Source organism: Arthrobacter sp. MDT1-49-2 (genome assembly GCF_059090185.1).
Genome location: NZ_JBNHFK010000004.1, coordinates 167,285 through 184,298, shown reverse-complemented (window position 1 = coordinate 184,298; position 17,014 = coordinate 167,285). Strand labels below are relative to the sequence as shown.

The 17,014-nt window shown below is 68.9% G+C and carries 14 protein-coding genes; 12 read left to right on the top strand and 2 right to left on the bottom strand.

Annotated features, from left to right (window positions below; translation table 11 throughout):
* Positions 1–52 precede the first annotated feature (52 nt).
* From AC5RTS_RS07640 to AC5RTS_RS07625, 4 genes are all read left to right on the top strand, one after another.
* A complete protein-coding gene (locus tag AC5RTS_RS07640) occupies positions 53–955 on the top strand; it encodes an aminoglycoside phosphotransferase family protein (protein WP_493991459.1) in 903 nt (300 codons plus the stop codon).
* Positions 956–1,756, top strand: coding sequence for a hypothetical protein (locus AC5RTS_RS07635; protein ID WP_493991458.1), 801 nt, complete (start codon positions 956–958; stop codon positions 1,754–1,756).
* Complete coding sequence (locus AC5RTS_RS07630; RefSeq protein ID WP_493991457.1) at positions 1,753–2,868, top strand: NAD(P)/FAD-dependent oxidoreductase; 1,116 nt, start codon at positions 1,753–1,755, stop codon at positions 2,866–2,868. The genes AC5RTS_RS07635 and AC5RTS_RS07630 overlap by 4 nt, the downstream gene beginning before the upstream one ends.
* A gap of 185 nt (positions 2,869–3,053) precedes the next feature.
* Positions 3,054–3,959, top strand: coding sequence for a hypothetical protein (locus tag AC5RTS_RS07625; protein WP_493991456.1), 906 nt, complete (start codon positions 3,054–3,056; stop codon positions 3,957–3,959).
* 223 nt (positions 3,960–4,182) lie between these two features.
* Here the strand turns inward: AC5RTS_RS07625 and AC5RTS_RS07620 are convergent, their stop codons facing one another.
* Both AC5RTS_RS07620 and hutH read right to left on the bottom strand, forming a co-directional pair.
* The gene (locus tag AC5RTS_RS07620; RefSeq protein ID WP_493991455.1) at positions 4,183–4,476 is read right to left on the bottom strand and encodes an acylphosphatase; all 294 of its coding nucleotides are present in this window, start codon (positions 4,474–4,476) and stop codon (positions 4,183–4,185) included.
* Between the two features lie 69 nt (positions 4,477–4,545).
* Positions 4,546–6,117, bottom strand: coding sequence for a histidine ammonia-lyase (gene hutH, locus AC5RTS_RS07615; RefSeq protein WP_493991454.1), 1,572 nt, complete (start codon positions 6,115–6,117; stop codon positions 4,546–4,548).
* 165 nt (positions 6,118–6,282) lie between these two features.
* Between hutH and AC5RTS_RS07610 the strand changes: the two genes are divergently transcribed.
* The 8 genes from AC5RTS_RS07610 to AC5RTS_RS07575 all read left to right on the top strand — a co-directional run bounded on the left by AC5RTS_RS07610 (position 6,283) and on the right by AC5RTS_RS07575 (position 16,988).
* On the top strand, positions 6,283–7,116 hold the full coding sequence (locus AC5RTS_RS07610; protein WP_493991453.1) for an IclR family transcriptional regulator: 834 nt from the start codon (positions 6,283–6,285) through the stop codon (positions 7,114–7,116).
* Between the two features lie 169 nt (positions 7,117–7,285).
* Positions 7,286–8,971 (top strand): urocanate hydratase, encoded by a 1,686-nt coding sequence (gene hutU, locus AC5RTS_RS07605; protein ID WP_493991452.1) that lies wholly within the window; start codon positions 7,286–7,288, stop codon positions 8,969–8,971.
* Positions 8,972–8,981: 10 nt separating this feature from the next.
* Entirely contained in the window at positions 8,982–10,193 is a 1,212-nt protein-coding gene (locus AC5RTS_RS07600) for an allantoate amidohydrolase (protein WP_493991451.1), read from the top strand.
* Positions 10,190–11,599, top strand: coding sequence for a formimidoylglutamate deiminase (locus AC5RTS_RS07595; RefSeq protein ID WP_493991450.1), 1,410 nt, complete (start codon positions 10,190–10,192; stop codon positions 11,597–11,599). Before AC5RTS_RS07600 ends, AC5RTS_RS07595 begins: the two co-directional genes overlap by 4 nt.
* Positions 11,596–12,822: an imidazolonepropionase gene (gene hutI, locus AC5RTS_RS07590; protein ID WP_493991449.1), complete on the top strand. Its 1,227-nt coding sequence runs from the start codon at positions 11,596–11,598 to the stop codon at positions 12,820–12,822. The genes AC5RTS_RS07595 and hutI overlap by 4 nt, the downstream gene beginning before the upstream one ends.
* A 42-nt stretch (positions 12,823–12,864) precedes the next feature.
* Positions 12,865–13,653: a CPBP family intramembrane glutamic endopeptidase gene (locus tag AC5RTS_RS07585; protein WP_493991448.1), complete on the top strand. Its 789-nt coding sequence runs from the start codon at positions 12,865–12,867 to the stop codon at positions 13,651–13,653.
* 72 nt (positions 13,654–13,725) lie between these two features.
* A complete protein-coding gene (locus tag AC5RTS_RS07580) occupies positions 13,726–15,123 on the top strand; it encodes an MFS transporter (RefSeq protein ID WP_493991447.1) in 1,398 nt (465 codons plus the stop codon).
* A gap of 5 nt (positions 15,124–15,128) precedes the next feature.
* Positions 15,129–16,988: a glycoside hydrolase family 2 protein gene (locus tag AC5RTS_RS07575; RefSeq protein WP_493991558.1), complete on the top strand. Its 1,860-nt coding sequence runs from the start codon at positions 15,129–15,131 to the stop codon at positions 16,986–16,988.
* Positions 16,989–17,014: the final 26 nt, after the last annotated feature.

Below are 17,014 nucleotides of genomic sequence, written 5' to 3'. Positions count from 1 at the left end.
CATCTCCGACTTCCGGCAGACGGCCGGCAGGGCCTGACGGTAGTCTTTCGAAATGGCCAACCTTCCCGCTGCCGAGATCTCCGCCGACCCCGCCCTGGTGCGCCAGCTGGTGCGTGAACACCGGCCGGAGCTGGCCGGCCTTGACCTGCACGTAGCCGGCAGCGGGTGGGACAACCACATTTACCGGCTGGGCACCGAGTATGCAGTCCGCCTGCCGCGCCGCCGGTCCGCAGCGGGGCTCACGGCCAATGAACAGCGCTGGCTGCCGCAGCTCACTGCCAATGTGCCGGTTCCGACATCCGCTCCGCTGTTCTCCGGATCGCCCTGCGAGCTCTACCCGTGGCCGTGGAGCATCACACGCTGGTTCGACGGGCAGGATGTTTCCCTGCAGCCCAGGGACCGCAACGTAGCGTTGGCGGAGGGCCTTGCTGCGTTCCTGAATGCCTTCCACCGGCCTGCGCCGCCGGATTATCCGCGGAATCCGTTCCGGGGCGGGCCGTTGCCGGATCGGGACAAATCGGTGCAGGAGCGGCTGGACACCGGCATGGTCCCGCACGCCGTCCGGGTCCGCGAGGTGTGGTCGGAAGCGCGGGAAGCGCCCGGCTGGCCCGGGCCGCCGCTCTGGCTGCACGGTGACCTGCACGCCGCGAACCTGGTCTCCCGGGACCAGGCCCTTCAGGCAGTGATCGATTTCGGTGACCTGACTGCCGGGGATCCGGCCACCGATCTGGCTGCTGCCTGGCTGGTGTTCGACGCCGCGGGCCGGAACGCGTTCCGCGCCGCGCTGGGGCCGCAGTATGACGCCGACCCGTATATCTGGCAGCGAGCCCGCGGCTGGGCTGTGTGTCTGGCGACGGTCCTGCTGGCCAACTCCGATGACGCTCCGGACCTGAACCTGCTGGGGTCCGAAACCCTCATGGAAATCCTCACGAATGACATGGAAGGGACGGTCTAGGTGGGGATCGGCAGCTGGAAACACTCGGTCCGGATCTCCATCGAAGGGGACGGGCATGTCCAGGAGGACGAGTGCGGCTATGCAGGGGCCACCGCCTGGGTGCTGGATGGTGCCAGCGCGCTGCTTCCCCCGCTGGGACTGCCCGGCCCCTCCGACCCGGCCTGGTATGCACGGCAATTGGACCGGTTGCTCACAGACGCCGCCGTCGTGTCCGCGGGCACGGCGGGCGGGGTCCCTGGTGCACAGGCGGTGCTTGCAGATGCCCTGGGACGAATGGATGAGCTCGCCGCCACCTTGGTCGGCGGGGAACGAGTCCGGTTCCCGTCCGCCGCAATGTGCCTTGCCCAGCTGACCGGCGAGGGGGTGGACGTTCTGGCATTGGCAGACTGCCATGCAGTGGTGGAATTGGAGGACGGGACACTGGTCCACGTCACGCACGAACCGGCGGACATCCGGATTGCCCCGGAGGAGGACCCGGTGCGGGAACGGGAGCTGCGGATCCGGGACAGGGAACTGCGCAACATACCCGGACGGTTGTGGGTTGCCCGGCGCGAGGTGGAAGCCGCCTACCAGGCCCGCACGGTCCGTCTGGGAACTCCCCGAAGAATGGTGCTGGCCTCCGACGGAGCCTGGCGGGCCGTGGAGCTGGGAATTGTGCAGGGACCGGCTGAGTTCCTGGACGCGGCACGGTCCCCGCTGGCTGCCCAGCAGATGCTGCTGTCATTGCGCACAGTGCAAACGGAAACCGGTGAAAGCGCGGACGACGCCACCCTCCTCACCGTCGAAAGGACCTCCTCATGACCGATGCGCAGAACACTCCGGTTTCCTGCGATGTTCTGGTGATCGGCGGCGGGATTGCCGGTCTGTCCCTGGCCGCCGAACTGGCGGTCTCCCACGGCGCGGACGTGGTGCTGGCGGAAGCCGAGCAGACGCTGGCCTATCACACCTCCTCCCGGTCCGCCCGCCAGCTGATCCCCAGCTACGGACCGCCGCCCGTGCAGGATCTGACCCTGCGAACGCTTGCCTTGATCCGCCGGGCGGAAGCGGAGCTGCCGGCACCTATCCTGACGCCCCGCAGTTTCCTGCTGATCGGTGACGAAGAGTCGGTACGGGACCGGGCCAGTGCGCACATGCATCCGGTGATGCCGGCGGAAGCTCTCGGGCTGGCCCCGGAGCTGCAGGCAACAGCTTTCAGCGCCGCCGGGCTGGACACCACCTCGGTGGCCTGCGACACGGACGCACTGCTCGAATACCACCAGCAGCGGCTCCGCTCCGCCGGCGGGCGCATCCTGACCGGACACCGGGTGGGGCAGGCCCGCCGGGTGGCAGGTCCGGGACAGGAAACGTGGGAGGTTACGGCGCAGGGAAACCGGTTCCTCGCCCGCACGGTGGTCAACGCCGCCGGCGCCTGGGCGGACAACCTCGCCGAAATTTTTGGGGCCCGCCCGCTGGGGCTGACGCCATACCGCCGGACAGCCGCCGTCGTCAACGTCGAGCGGCCCCTGACGGACGGAGCGCCGATGGTCGCCGACGCGCAGGACCGTTTCTACTACCGCCCCGAAGGCCGGCAGGTGCTGATCTCGCCGTCCGAAAGCGAACCAAGCGTGCCGGAGGATGCCCGTCCCCGGCCGGCCGATGTGCAGGCGCTGGTGGAACTGGTTAACAGCGTCACCACCATGGGTATTACCGGGGTGTCCCGGGCATGGACCGGACTGCGCACCGAAACCCGTGACGGGCTGCCCGTGGTGGGGCCGGATCCCGTCGTGCAGGGGTTCTTCTGGCTGGCAGGTCAGGGTGGTTACGGGTTCCAGACCTCCTCCGGGATTGCCGAACTCGCCGCCGGAATCCTGCAGGGAACCGAAGCGGAAAACCCGCTCCGCAAGGCGCTGAGCCCAGCCCGGATGACAGTGTGACCAAGATCTCACTGTTTACGCTGTAACGAATCAGCCAAGGGCCGCCCGTATGGTCGTTAGGACACCAAGAGATGCCTAGAGTTGTAGGTATCAAGCCCGTCCGGCGAAAACACCTACGCATCGAAAATTCAGTGCCCGAAAGGTCAGTCTCAGTGCCAGATTTCTTGCCGCCAAAAGTTGTTGGCGTGCAGCAGCGTCCCCTTTACATCCGGGTCCGTTCGATCCTCACAGTTCTCAGCACGTTGTGGCTGATTCTGGCCATTATCGGCGTAGGTTTCTTTTCCGGCGGAACTACCTCCCTGGCCCTTTCGCTGGTACTTCTTTACGGCACGGGCGCAGCCCTGCTGGTAGTGGTCTCGGCAATCTACCGTTACGTTTCACGGGGCGCACGCCAGCGGGTGGAAACCAAGCCGGAAGGCGGCGCTGCGGCCGTGTTTGTGGACACGACCCGCTCCGCTACGGAAGAAATCCTGGCGGCTCTGCGTCCTGCCTCGCCGTCCGGCCGTGCCAGCGTTGCCGTGCGGATGCCGCAGACGGTGGATGCACTGGATGTAGCGGCCGCTCTGGCTGCCCGGACGGCGGTCCTGACCGCCGCCGCCGCAGCGGAGAAGCAGGCTGCCGCCTCCGCCGCGATGGTTACGCCGTCGAAAACCAAGTCGCCTGTAAATAAATCGGCCACCAAAAAGAAGGCTGGTGCCAAGCGTCCGGCACAGAAGGCACAGGGCAGCAAGTCGCGACCCGCCACGAACAGCGCTTCGCGGACGGCCGGCACCTCGGCGAACACCACTCCGAAGAAGACCTCGGGCGGGAAGAAACCCGGTTCCGCAAACAAGGGTGCGGGCGCCGCGGGGAACAAAACCCCGGCGGGCCGCGTGGCTGCCGATGCGGGCAAAGGGGAACCGGAAGGGGCATCCGGCACCGGTCCTGCCTCCTCCGCCCCGGCAGCGGTGATGGGAGTTCCCGGTATCCGCACCGCGCAGCAGGATGTTCTGCCGCGTCTGGAGGGTGCCCCGTCCTGCGGTTTCCCGTTGGGACCGGTCCGCACTGCGTCCGCCGTCCGCCAGCCTGACCGTGAGCTGGCCGCCGCCTAACCTGCCTGGCAGGCAAGGTCCCCCCAATACTCAGGTAGTTGTCAGGTTGTCTTCAGCACCTACCCAGACGGGCCGCTTATCGTAGTTAGTACCTCATAAGGGTGCGAGTGATGAATGGACCGAGTAGTGACCGGTCCGGCGCCGGCAGACTAGGGTTGTTTCCCCCAACCAGCCCATAGTCTGCCGGCGTTTTCCTTTTAACCAGTCTCGCCCGTCTGGCGGTCTACTCCGCCCGGAAGTCCGGAAATTCCCCGGTGGCCGGGCCAAAGGATTCCTCGACGCCGGTGACCACACCCGGAGCTTCCGGACCGCGCAGGAACTCCCGGAGCCCGTCCAGGGCGGGTTCCCTGCCCTCGGCGACCACCCGGACGGATCCGTCGGACATATTGGAGACCACTCCGGTGAGGCCGAGTTGCACGGCACGCCGCTGGGTCCGGTACCGGAATCCCACGCCCTGCACCTCTCCGCTGACACTGGCTGTCAGCCGGCGCTCACCCCTTTCCGAATGCGTATTCATCCGCAAAGCCTAGCGCGGGCAAACGGCGGGTGTCCCGGGGAATCAGTGCCCGGGAGCCGGCCGGAGAAATCAGTACAGCCGGACTCCCAGCTGGTCCTCCGCCGCGGCCAGCACGGCACCGGTGTCCACGAGAACCCGTACCGCCTCGATCTCCGGGGCGAGATACCGGTCAGGCCCCGGGCCGGCAACGACCTCCCGGATCGCCGCCCGCGCCGCAGCAGCGGCGGGGGCACTGCGGGAGCCGGCCAGTCCGCCGTCGCGCATATCCAACGCCCTGGCGGCGGTCAGCAGCTCGATGGCAAGCACCCGGGTGAGTCCGTCCAACGCGCGGCGGAGCTTCAGCCCCGCGGCCCAGCCCATGGAGACGTGGTCCTCCTGCATGGCGGAGGACGGGATGGAATCCACCGACGCCGGGACGGCCAGCCGCTTGAGTTCGGACACGATTCCCGCCTGGGTGTATTGGGCGATCATGTGTCCGGAGTCCACACCGGGATCATGGGCCAGGAAGGCATTGAGTCCGTGGCTGCGGGATCGGTCAAGGAACCTGTCGGTGCGGCGCTCGCTCATGGACGCCACGTCAGCCACGGCAATGGCCAGGAAATCCAGGACGTAACCCACCGGTGCGCCGTGGAAGTTGCCGTTGGATTCCAGCCGCCCGTCCAGGGTCACCACCGGATTATCGACGGCGGAGGCACGCTCGGCGGCAGCCACACTCTCCGCATGCGCCAGGGTGGAGCGGGCCGCACCGTGCACCTGGGGTGCGCAGCGCAGCGAATACGCATCCTGGACCCGGGTAAAGCCGCCGGTCTTCTGTTCCTCGATCAGCGCCGAACCGGCCAGAACGGAGCGGATATTGGCTGCGGATTCGGCCTGCCCGTACTGCGGCCGCAGCGCCTGGAGGTCCTCGGCGAACACCGAGTCGCTGCCCAGCAGCCCCTCAACGCTCATGGCCGCGGCCAGATCGGCCGTGGACAGCAGCCGGTGCAGGTCCGCGATGGCCAACGTCAGCATGCCGAGCATGCCGTCCGTACCGTTGATCAGGGCCAGCCCCTCCTTCTCCCTCAGCTGCACGGGGACGAGTCCGGCTTCCGTGAGTGCTTCCGCGGCCGGAAGCTTCCGGCCGTCAGCGGTCCGTACCTCGCCCTCGCCCATCAGGGCCAGGGCACAGTGGGACAGGGGTGCCAGATCGCCGGAACAGCCCAGCGAACCGTATTCACCAATGACGGGCGTGATGCCGGCGTTCAGCATTCCGGCATAGGCAACGCCGATCTCCGGGTGGACGCCCGTGCGGCCGGTAGCAAGGGTGGAGAGGCGGTTGAGCATCAGCGCACGCACCACTTCGCGGTCCACTTCCGCGCCGGACGACGCCGCGTGGCTGCGGATCAGGGAACGCTGCAGCTGGGTCCGCTGGTCGGGCGGGATCTGCTTGACGGCGAGGGCGCCGAACCCGGTGGAGACGCCGTAGTGCGGTTTGGCATCCGCGGCAAGATTCTCGATGACACTGCGTGAGGAGGCCATGGCGGCCAACGCGCCGGAAGCCAGCTTCACCCGCGCACCGTGCCGGGCCACTGCCACAATCTCCGGCGCTGCCAACGGACCGGTCCCCAACTCGACTGCCTGCAGGCCCTGTTCAACGTGCATTGCTCTCCGTCCTCGCGGAGAAAACTCTCCGTCGTCATGCCGCCCAGCCGGCGCAGTTCCGGCGGGTATGCCGCCGGCTTCCATCTCACCACCGGACCGGCAGCAAACCTACGTTCCGGGCGCATTCCGTTTCTGGGATACCAGACAGTGCCCTAGACTCTGCCCATGTCCGCCAGTTATTCGCACGTCCAGGTCCCGGCGGCCGCCCAGGTCCTCGCCATCCTCCGCTACCTTGGCCGCCAGGCCGGACCGGTCAGTGCCGGTGCCGTGGCCCGGGATCTGTCCCTGCCCCGTTCCACCACCTACCATCTGCTGGCCGCGCTGGTTGCCGACGGCTTCGCCGTGCACCTGCCCGAGGAAAGCAGATATGCGCTTGGCGCCACCGCCCATGAACTGGGCACCGGATACGCCCGCCAGGCACCCCTGCAGCGCATCGGCAGGTTTCCGCTGCGGAAGCTGGTGACCCGCACCCGGGCCACCGCACATCTGGCCGTGCTGCAGGGGGCCGACGTTATTTACGTGATCGAAGAACGCGCACCGCGCCAGCCGGCACTGGTGACCGACGCCGGGGTGCGCCTTCCGGCCCACCGCACCGCCAGCGGGCGGGCTTTGCTGGCCCTGATGAAGCAGGCGCAGCTGCGGGCCCTGTACCCGGACGCAAACGTGATGCGGTCCTCCCGTGCCGCCGGCCCGTCCCTGAGCGTACTGCTGGAGCAGGTCAGGGAGCGCGGCTACGCGTGGGAAGAGGATGAGGTCACCGACGGGTTCTCCTCCCTGGCCGTACCTGTCCTGGACCGCGCCGGCCATGCGGTAGCCAGTGTCACGGTTACGGTGCCCACCCGGAATGCCGTGCCCGGCCCTGGAGCAGGCGCCGGCCGAAACGGCCAGGCTGCCCGCGCGCGGACCGCCGTCGAGGCCCTGGCAGAGGACTACCTGCCGGAACTGGCCCGCTGTGCCGCAGAAATCTCCCGGCGGCTCGGTGCGCCTGCCCGTCCGTGACGGTGGGCCCCTGGCCGGACCCCGGGCTGAACTGCAGGCAGCCTCCGGCGGACACCTGACTCCGGAAGGCAACAGCGCCGAACCCGGAAAAGCGTGAGTGCTGTCTGGTATCCCAGAATACGACGGCGACGGCGGCGGCAGGGGAGAGCCTGCCCGTTACGGTCTGGCTATGGCAACCACCTCAGATCCGAACCGGCAGATCAGTGCACCCCGGGGCACCCGCCTCACGGCGAAAAGCTGGCAGACCGAAGCGCCGCTGCGGATGCTGATGAACAACCTCGACCCCGAGGTGGCCGAACGGCCCGCGGACCTGGTGGTCTACGGCGGCACCGGACGCGCAGCCCGCAGCTGGGAAGCCTATGACGCCATCATCGAGACCCTGGCCACCCTGGCCGAAAACGAGACCCTGCTGGTCCAGTCCGGCAAGCCTGTCGGCGTCTTCCGCACGCACGAATGGGCCCCGCGGGTGCTGATCGCCAATTCCAACCTGGTGGGGGACTGGGCCACCTGGCCCGAGTTCCGCCGGCTGGAAGCGGAGGGCCTCATGATGTACGGGCAGATGACCGCCGGGTCCTGGATCTACATCGGGACCCAGGGAATCCTGCAGGGCACCTACGAAACGTTCGGCGCCGTGGCCCGCAAGCTTTTCGGCGACGGGAATGCCACCCTGGCCGGCACGCTGACCCTGACCGGCGGGTGCGGCGGCATGGGCGGCGCGCAGCCGCTTGCGGTGACCCTGAACGGCGGGGCGGTGCTGATTGTGGACGTGGATGAAATCCGGCTCCGCAGACGTGCAGCAAAACGCTACCTGGACGAGGTGGCACCGGACCTGGACACCGCCGTCGCCCGCGTTATGGCCGCCCGGACCGAGAAGCGGGCCCTGTCCGTGGGAGTGGTGGGCAACGCCGCCGAGGTGTTCGAGGAACTGCTGCGGCGCCAGCACGCCGGGGACATCGTGGTGGACATTGTCACCGACCAAACCTCTGCCCATGACCCGCTGAGCTACCTGCCGGTCGGCATTCCGGTGGACCGGTGGCACATCGAAGCCGCTGCCGATCCGGAAGGTTTCACCAAACAGGCGCGCGAATCCATGGCCCGGCAGGTCGCCGCCATGGTGGGGTTCCAGGATGCCGGCGCGGAGGTCTTCGATTACGGCAACTCCATCCGCGATGAGGCCCGCCAGGCCGGTTACGCCCGCGCCTTCGACTTCCCCGGTTTTGTCCCCGCGTACATCCGGCCGCTGTTCTGCGAGGGAATGGGGCCGTTCCGCTGGGTGGCACTCTCCGGCGACCCGCAGGACATTGCGGTTACCGATGCCGCCATCAAGGAACTGTTTCCGGAGAACACCCGGCTGCACCGTTGGATCGACGCCGCCGCTGAACACGTGGAGTTCGAGGGACTGCCGGCACGGATCTGCTGGCTGGGCTACGGGGACCGGGCGAAGGCCGGCCTGCTGTTCAACCGGCTCGTGGCGGAGGGCAAGGTCAGCGCGCCCATCGTCATCGGGCGCGACCATCTGGACTCCGGGTCGGTGGCCTCCCCGTACCGGGAAACCGAGGCGATGGCCGACGGTTCGGATGCCGTGGCGGACTGGCCCTTGCTCAACGCCCTGCTTAACACGGCGTCCGGCGCCACCTGGGTCTCGCTGCATCACGGCGGCGGGGTGGGTATCGGCCGGTCCATCCATGCCGGCCAGGTGGGGGTGGCGGACGGTACGGAGCTGGCCGCCCGCAAACTGGAAACGCTGCTCACCAATGATCCCGGCACCGGGGTAATGCGCCACGCCGACGCCGGATACGAGCGGGCACGCGAAGTCGCCGCAGAGCGCGGCATCCGTATCCCGATGAACGAGTAGGGGGCGCACCATGGACCGTCCAGGAGTTGCATCCCTTCTCGCCGCCATTGAGGACACCGGCCGTGACCAGCGGCGCGGGGGCTACTCCCGGCCGGTGTTTTCCACCGCCGAACTGGACCTGCGCAGCTGGTTCACCGCCGAGGCGCAGCGCCGCGGCGTTGACGTGGAGACCGACCGCAACGGGATTCTGTGGGCCTGGTGGGGGCCGCCGCAGGCCGGTGCTCTGGTCACCGGAAGCCACCTCGATTCCGTGCCCGGCGGGGGTGCCTTTGACGGTCCGCTGGGGGTCGCGTCCGCGCTTGCCGCGGTGGACCTGCTGCGGGCCCGCGGCGTCGGGCCCCGCCGCTCCCTGGCCATTGCCGTCTTTCCGGAGGAGGAAGGCTCCCGTTTTGGTGTCGCCTGCCTGGGATCCCGTCTGCTCACCGGAGACATCGACGCGGACAAGGTCCGGAACCTGCGTGACGCTGACGGAACCACCTTCGCCGAAGCTGCCCGCGCTCGCGGCCTGGACCCGGACCGGCTCGGACGCGACGATGAGGCGCTGGCGCGGATCGGCGATTTTGTGGAGCTGCACGTGGAGCAGGGCCGGGGACTGGGCGATGCCGGGCCGGCGGTCGCCGTCGGCGGTTCCGTCCTGGGCCACGGCCGCTGGCGGCTGAGCGTTGCCGGGCAGGGCAACCACGCGGGCACCACCTCAATGGCTGACCGGGCCGATGCCATGGTTGCTGCCGCGCACATCATTGTGGCCGTGCAGCAGGCAGCCGCCGACGCCGACGTCGACGGCGCCCGGGCCACCGTGGGCCGGATTTCACCCGTACCCGGCGGCACCAACGTCATTGCCTCCCGTGTGGACCTGTGGCTGGATGCCCGGCATCCGAGCGACGCCGCCGTCCTGGGCCTGGTGGAAACCATCCACGGCAAAGCGCAGAAGATCGCCGCCTTCGAGGGCTGCACCGTGAAGCTGTCCCGTGAGTCGTGGACCGGGACCACGGAGTTTGATGCCGTTCTGCGGCGCAGCCTGGCACATTCGGTGCCCGGGGCACCGGTCCTGGCAACCGGCGCCGGACACGACGCCGGCATTCTGGCCGGGCATGTGCCCGCCGGGATGCTGTTTGTCCGCAACCCGACCGGCATCTCTCATTCACCGGAGGAGTATGTGGAGGCCGCTGACGCTGAGGCAGGCGCCGCAGCCCTGGCCGACGTGCTCGCGGACCTGCTGTGAGCGGCAAAGTTGCCGGGGCGTGGGCCGACGTTTCCCCGGAGCGCTCGCTCTGGTGTGAACAGGCGATGCTGGACGGGCGGATCTATCCGGGCGTGCGGGCGGAGGTCGACGGCGCCGGGTACGTCACCGCCGTCGCCACCGGTACGCCAGCCCGGGACGGTGACACGCTGCTGCCCGGGGTGGCCTTCCCTGCCGCGTCCAACGCCCACTCCCACGCCTTTCACCGGATCCTGCGCGGACGCACGCACACCGGCGGCCCGGGCAGCTTCTGGACCTGGCGGGAGCAGATGTACGCGGCGGCCGCCACGCTGACACCGGCGCTGTACGAGGAGCTCGCCACAGCGGTGTTCACCGAGATGGTAGTGACCGGCTGGACATCGGTGGCCGAGTTCCACTATCTCCACCACGGCCCCGGCGGAACCCCCTACGCCCCGGCGCATGCGATGGAACGGGCCCTGGCCCGCGCCGCCGTCGCCGCCGGCATCCGGCTCACCCTCCTGGACACCTGTTACCTCGCCGGCGGGTTCGGCACGGCCCTGTCCGCCGAACAGCTCCGCTTCGGAGACGCCGGCGTTGAAGACTGGCTTCTCCGGCTGGCGTCGCTGCGGGCGGCCTTGGCCGACGAGTTCGATCCGGCGCAGGTCAGCGTGGGCGCGGCCCTGCACTCGGTCCGCGGCGTGCCGGAGGAGGCACTGGCCGAGGTGGCAGCCGGGCTGGATCCCGACCTGCCCCTGCACATCCACCTCTCGGAGCAGCCGGCGGAGAACGAGGCCTGCCTGGGCGCTACCGGCCGGACCCCCGCCGGGCTGCTGCACAAATACGGGTTGGTCACCCCACGGCTCTCGGCGGTCCACGCCACCCACCTCACCGGGCAGGACATCGGCATCCTCGGCGGGGCCGGAGCCACCGTGGTGCTGTGCCCCACCACGGAGGCGGACCTGGCGGACGGCATCGGCCCCGCGGCCCGGCTGCGCGACGCCGGAGCTCGGATTGCGCTGGGGACCGACCAGCACGCCGTCGTCGATCCGTGGCAGGAGATGCGTGCCCTGGAATACGGGGAGCGGATCGCCTCCGGGGAGCGCGGCAGGTTTGCCCCGGCACTGCTGCACCGGGCCGTCTCCGACGCCGGTGCCAGGGCGCAGGGGAGACCGGTGCCGGGACTCGCCGTCGGAAACGCCTGTGACCTCATGGTGACGGACCCGGCCTCGACCCGCACCGCCGGCAGCCGGGCGGAGCAGCTGGCGCTGACGGCCACGGCTGCCGATGTGCGTACAGTCGTGGTTGCGGGGCGGATCCTCGCCCGGAACGGACACCACGCCGTGCTGAGGGATCCGGGAGCCCTGCTGGCCGGCGCCCTGGCGTCGGTCGATTCGATACCCGACCCGCAAGGACGTGCCTGCCCGTGATACCGGCCTCACAACTCGTTACCAACATCGGCGAGCTGACTACCCAGGACTACCGCCGCGAGGAGCCCGTGCTCCGCAATGCCGCCATAGTGTTCGAGGGCGAGCGGATCAGCTGGATCGGCTCCGCAGCGCAGGCCCCGGCAGCGGACGAGGTACTCGACGCCGGCGGCAGGGTCGGACTGCCGGGCTGGGTGGACTCCCACACCCATCTGGTATTCGCCGGGGACCGCGGGGCGGAGTTCGAGGCCCGGATGGCAGGGGAGCCCTACGCAGCCGGGGGGATCGCCGTGACCACAAAAGCCACCCGTGCTGCCTCGGACTATGACCTGACCCGGCTGCTGCTGGCCCGGACGGCGGAAGCGGCCGCCGGCGGCACCACCTATCTGGAAACCAAGACCGGATACGGACTGACCGTGGATGAGGAGGCACGCAGCGCGCGGATCGCGTCCACCGTGGCGGACACGGTCACGTTCCTCGGCGCACACCTGGTTCCGCCCGGCGCCGACCCCGAGGAGTACACGGACCTGGTCTGCGGCCCGATGCTCACGGCCGTGCGCCCCTACGTGCAGTGGATCGATGTGTTCTGCGAGGAAGGCGCCTTCACCGCCGACCAGTCCCGCCGCGTCCTGGCCGCCGGACAGGCGGCCGGGCTGGGACTGCGGGTCCACGGCAACCAGCTGGGTCCCGGCGCCGGGGCTGCCCTGGCAGCAGAGTTCGGTGCAGCCAGCGTGGACCACGTCAACCACCTCGCCGACACCGACGTGGCAGCGCTCGCCGACACCTGGACCGCATGGGACGGCGCGGCCGGCACCGGCACCCCCGGCACGGTGGCGACCTGCCTGCCGGCCTGCGACCTGTCCACCCGCGCCCCGCTGGCCCCGGCCCGCCGGCTGCTGGACGCCGGCGTGCCGGTCGCGTTGGCCTCCAACTGCAATCCGGGCACCTCCTATACGAGTTCCATGAATTTCTGTGTAACGACGGCGGTGCTGCAGATGGGACTCACCGTGGCCGAAGCCATCCGCGCGGCGACCTTCGGCGGCGCCCTGTCCCTGCGCCGGCACACCGGACAGGACCGGGACGGGGCACGGGCCGTGGGCTCCCTCGCCGTCGGGCACCGCGCGGATCTGCAGCTGCTGAACGCCCCCTCGGCAGCACACCTGGCCTATCGGCCGGGAATGCCGCTGACCTGGCGGGTGTTCCAAGCCGGACGCCCCGTCCGGTAAACCGGGGTCCTCGGGCCCGTGCCGTCCGGCACAATGGAGTCCATGCGCGCTGCCTTCACTGCCGGAACGGACGGTCAACCGGATGCCCGGGCCCGCCGAATGCTGGTCTTCGAGATCCTGATTGTGCTGGGGCTGTCCCTGGGCCGCTCCGGTGTCTACGCCGTCGTCGAGCTGATCGAAAAGGCGACCGAAGCGCCCCTCGGGTCCCAGACCACCACGCTGAACCCGGTGCTGGACGACCAGCCGTGGTTCGACCTCACCTACCAGCTGCTGGGCATCTTTTTCTCCCTGCTTCCCGTGGCGCTGGTCCTGTACCTGCTGACCGAACCCGGGAAATCGGCCTTCCGGCGGATCGGCTTCACCTTCGCCCGGCCCGTGCACGACTTCCTGCTGGGGGCCGGGCTGGCGGCGCTGATCTGCGTCGGGACCCTGGGCGTCTACGCCGCGGGCCGTGCCCTGGGCATCACGACGGCGTTGGTTCCCGCCGCACTGGACACCTACTGGTGGACGCTGCCGGTCCTGATCCTCTCCGCGCTGCGGCACGCGGTGCTCGAAGAAGTGATTGTGGTGGGCTACCTGTTCCTGCGCCTGCGGCACCTGGGCTGGAGCGCACCGGCGATCATCCTCACCAGCGCCCTGATCCGTGCCAGCTACCACCTGTACCAGGGCATCGGTCCCGGGATCGGCAACTTCCTGATGGGACTGATCTTCGGTTTCGTGTATCTGAAAACCAAACGGGTGATGCCGCTGGTGATTGCCCACGCGCTGGTGGACATCACCGGATTCGTTGGCTTTGCCCTCTTTGGCCCGGCCATCGGCATCGGGAACTGACGCGGCGGAACCTTCCGGGCAACGGGCAGGGCTGCTGGTAGGGTGCAGCACAACCCGCCGACGAGGAGTCCCATGCCAGAGCTTCGCCCCCGCACGGAAACGGACGGTCCGACGGCGGCCCTGGGCGGACGGACGTGGACCGCGCTGGTGATCCTGGGGCTGACCGGACAGCTGGCCTGGACCGTGGAGAACATGTACCTCAACGTGTTCGTCTACAACACCGTCACCGACAACCCGGCCGTGCTGGCGGGGATGGTCGCCGCCAGCGCCGTGACCGCCACGGTTGCTTCGCTGCTGATCGGCTCGGCCTCGGACCGGCTGCGCCGACGGCGGATTTTCATCGCCACCGGCTACGTGCTCTGGGGTGCCTGCACCGCCGCGTTCGGGTTTATCTCCGTGGACGCCGCCGCGGCGCTGGGGCCGGCGAGGGATGCCGTGGTCCTGACCGTCGTCGCCGTCGTAGCCCTGGACTGCCTGCTCTCCTTTTTCGGCTCCGGCGCAAATGACGCCGCGTTCAACGCCTGGGTCACCGACTCCACCGTGCCGTCCAACCGGGGCCGCGTGGATTCGGTGCTCTCAATCATGCCGTTGCTGTCCATGCTGGTGGTCTTCGGTGCCCTCGACGGGATGACCCGGGCCGGCATGTGGCAGGAGTTCTTCGCCATTATCGGTCTGACAACAGCGGCAGTGGGGGTGCTGTCCTGGTTCCTGGTCCGCGAGCGTCAGGATGCTGTCCCGCGTGCGGACGCCGGACCTCGTGCCCAGGGGTATGTCCGTTCCCTTCTCCACGGGCTGCGTCCGTCGGCGGTGAGGCAATCGCCGGGCCTGTACCTGGTGCTGGTGGCCGCCGGGGTGCTGGGCACCGCCGCCCAGATCTTCCTGCCCTATCTGATCATCTACCTGCAGCGTTTCCTGCGGATCGAGAATTACGCGCTGCCCCTGGCTGTGGTGCTGGTGGCGGCATCGGTTGCCAGCGTGGCGGGCGGGCGGCTGATCGACCGGGTCGGGAAGATCCGCTCCATCCTTCCGGCGTCCGGGGTGATGGTGCTCGGCGCGGCCGGTATGTTCTTTGCCCGCGGGCAAGTGACGGTCATGCTTACCGGGACGGTCATGATGGCCGGGTTCCTGCTGTCCACCGCCGCAGTGATGGCTTCGGTCCGGGATTTCACTCCGCCCGGGCGGGCGGGTAATGTGCAGGGCCTGCGGATGATCTTCGCCGTGATGATCCCCATGGTGGTGGGGCCGTTCATCGGTTCGGCAGTGATCATCGGAGCCAACGAAACCTATCTGGATCTCGGGGTGCTCCGTCAGGTCCCCACCCCGTGGATCTTCCTCGCAGCGGCCGGGGTAGCCGTGCTGACAATAGTCCCGGTGTATTTACTGCATCGGCTCAACATCCTGCACCCGCCCGCCCCGGGTTCGGACCCTGGCGCCAGGGCCGTCGATAAGAAGGAGAACACAGCTCTGTGACACTGATGACCGCGTGGGGAACAGATCTGGATCCGGCAGCCGTGCTGCAGGAATACCCCCGGCCCCAGCTCGTGCGCGACAGCTATCTGAACCTCAACGGCTACTGGGCGTATGCCATCACGCCCGACAGCCGGGCGGCGGCGCCGGAGGCGTGGGACGGGCAGATCCTGGTGCCGTTCTCCCCGGAGGCGCCGCTCTCCGGCGTCGGCCGTCAGCTTCAGCCCGCCGAGGCTCTCTGGTACCGGCGCAGCATCACCCTGCCCGACGGCTTCGCGGGGGAGCGGGTGCTGCTGCACTTCGGTGCCGTGGACCAGAGCTGCACCGTCACCGTCAACGGGGTTCCGGTGGGCGGGCACGACGGCGGCTACCTGCCGTTCAGCCTGGATGTCACTGACGCCCTGGCCGGGGCGGGGGAGGAACAGGAGATCACCGTCCGGGTCCGGGACATCAGCGACACCGGCTATCACAGCCGCGGCAAGCAGAAACTGGACCGGGGCGGAATCTGGTACACGGCGCAGTCCGGCATCTGGCAGACCGTGTGGCTCGAATCGGTGCCGCGGACATCCATTGGCGGGTTGGCGCTCGTGCCGGATCTGGACTCGGTGACGGTTACCGTGCAGGTCAGTGACCCGGGTGCAACCGGGAGCAGCATGGCCACCGGCCCCGCTGACGGCGACGGCAACAGCTCCGCAGCGGCAGGAATCGCCGGAACGCCGGCAAGCGGACCGGATCTGAGCGCCGAGATCACCGTTTCCGCCGCCGGACAGACCGTGGCGAGCGCCGCCGTCGTGCCCGGGGTTCCGCTGCGCCTTCCGATTCCCCAGCCGCATTTGTGGACCCCGGAGGACCCGTTCCTCTACGACGTTCAGGTGCGGCTGTTGGACGGCGGGCGTGAAGTGGACCGGGTGCAGAGCTACACCGGGCTGCGGACCTTCGGCATGGGTCCGGACGCCGCCGGACGGCAGCGGCTGCTGCTCAACGGGCGGCCCTATTTCCACGCCGGACTGCTGGACCAGGGTTACTGGCCGGACGGGCTGTACACCGCGCCGTCGGACGCCGCGCTCGCCTCCGATATTGAACGGGCACGGGACCTGGGCTTCACCATGCTGCGCAAGCACATCAAGATCGAACCGCTGCGCTGGTACTACCACTGCGACCGGCTGGGCATCCTGGTGTGGCAGGATCTGGTCAACGGCGGCACCACCTACCGGCATTCCGTGGTCACCGCTCCGGCCGTGGCCGGCACGCACCGGCGCGATGATGCCTATTTGGCCTTCGGCCGTGACGACGAAGCCGGCCGGGAAGAATTCCTGGCGGAGATGCGCGAAACCGTCGAGCTGCTCCGCAACACTGTCAGCCTGGCCGTCTGGGTCCCGTTCAACGAAGCCTGGGGCCAGTTCGACGCGAACGCGGTCACGGCGGAGCTGCGTGGGCTGGATCCCACCCGCAGCATCGACCATGCCAGCGGCTGGCATGACCAGGGCGGCGGCGACCTGAAAAGCGTGCACGTCTACTTTCTTCCGTTCCGGCTGCGGAAGAGCTGGCTCCGCGGGGAACGCGCCGTCGTCCTGTCCGAGTACGGCGGCTACAGCCTGCGCATCCCCGGACACACGTTCAATGCCAAGGAATTCGGGTACCGGAGCTATAAGACCCGGCAGGCACTGCAGCGTGCCTACCGCCGGCTGCATACCCGGCAGATCGAACCGGCCGTGGCGCGCGGCCTCGCGGCGACCGTCTATACCCAGCTCACCGACGTCGAGGACGAGGTCAATGGGCTGCTCACCTATGACCGGGCGGTGCTGAAGATCGACGCCGGGGTGCTGCGGGAGGTCAACGCCCGGCTGATCCGCGCTGCCGGGGGATAAGCGACCGGTTTTCCGCTGCGCACCGG

Bases quoted from the DNA above. Each gene is read 5' to 3' on its own strand.
- AC5RTS_RS07640 (WP_493991459.1), top strand. From the start codon at position 53: ATGGCCAACCTTCCCGCTGCCGAGATCTCCGCCGACCCCGCCCTGGTG.
- AC5RTS_RS07630 (WP_493991457.1), top strand. From the start codon at position 1,753: ATGACCGATGCGCAGAACACTCCGGTTTCCTGCGATGTTCTGGTGATC.
- AC5RTS_RS07620 (WP_493991455.1), bottom strand. From the start codon at position 4,476: ATGAATACGCATTCGGAAAGGGGTGAGCGCCGGCTGACAGCCAGTGTC.
- hutH (WP_493991454.1), bottom strand. From the start codon at position 6,117: ATGCACGTTGAACAGGGCCTGCAGGCAGTCGAGTTGGGGACCGGTCCG.
- AC5RTS_RS07610 (WP_493991453.1), top strand. From the start codon at position 6,283: ATGTCCGCCAGTTATTCGCACGTCCAGGTCCCGGCGGCCGCCCAGGTC.
- hutU (WP_493991452.1), top strand. From the start codon at position 7,286: ATGGCAACCACCTCAGATCCGAACCGGCAGATCAGTGCACCCCGGGGC.
- AC5RTS_RS07600 (WP_493991451.1), top strand. From the start codon at position 8,982: ATGGACCGTCCAGGAGTTGCATCCCTTCTCGCCGCCATTGAGGACACC.
- AC5RTS_RS07585 (WP_493991448.1), top strand. From the start codon at position 12,865: ATGCGCGCTGCCTTCACTGCCGGAACGGACGGTCAACCGGATGCCCGG.
- AC5RTS_RS07580 (WP_493991447.1), top strand. From the start codon at position 13,726: ATGCCAGAGCTTCGCCCCCGCACGGAAACGGACGGTCCGACGGCGGCC.
- AC5RTS_RS07575 (WP_493991558.1), top strand. From the start codon at position 15,129: ATGACCGCGTGGGGAACAGATCTGGATCCGGCAGCCGTGCTGCAGGAA.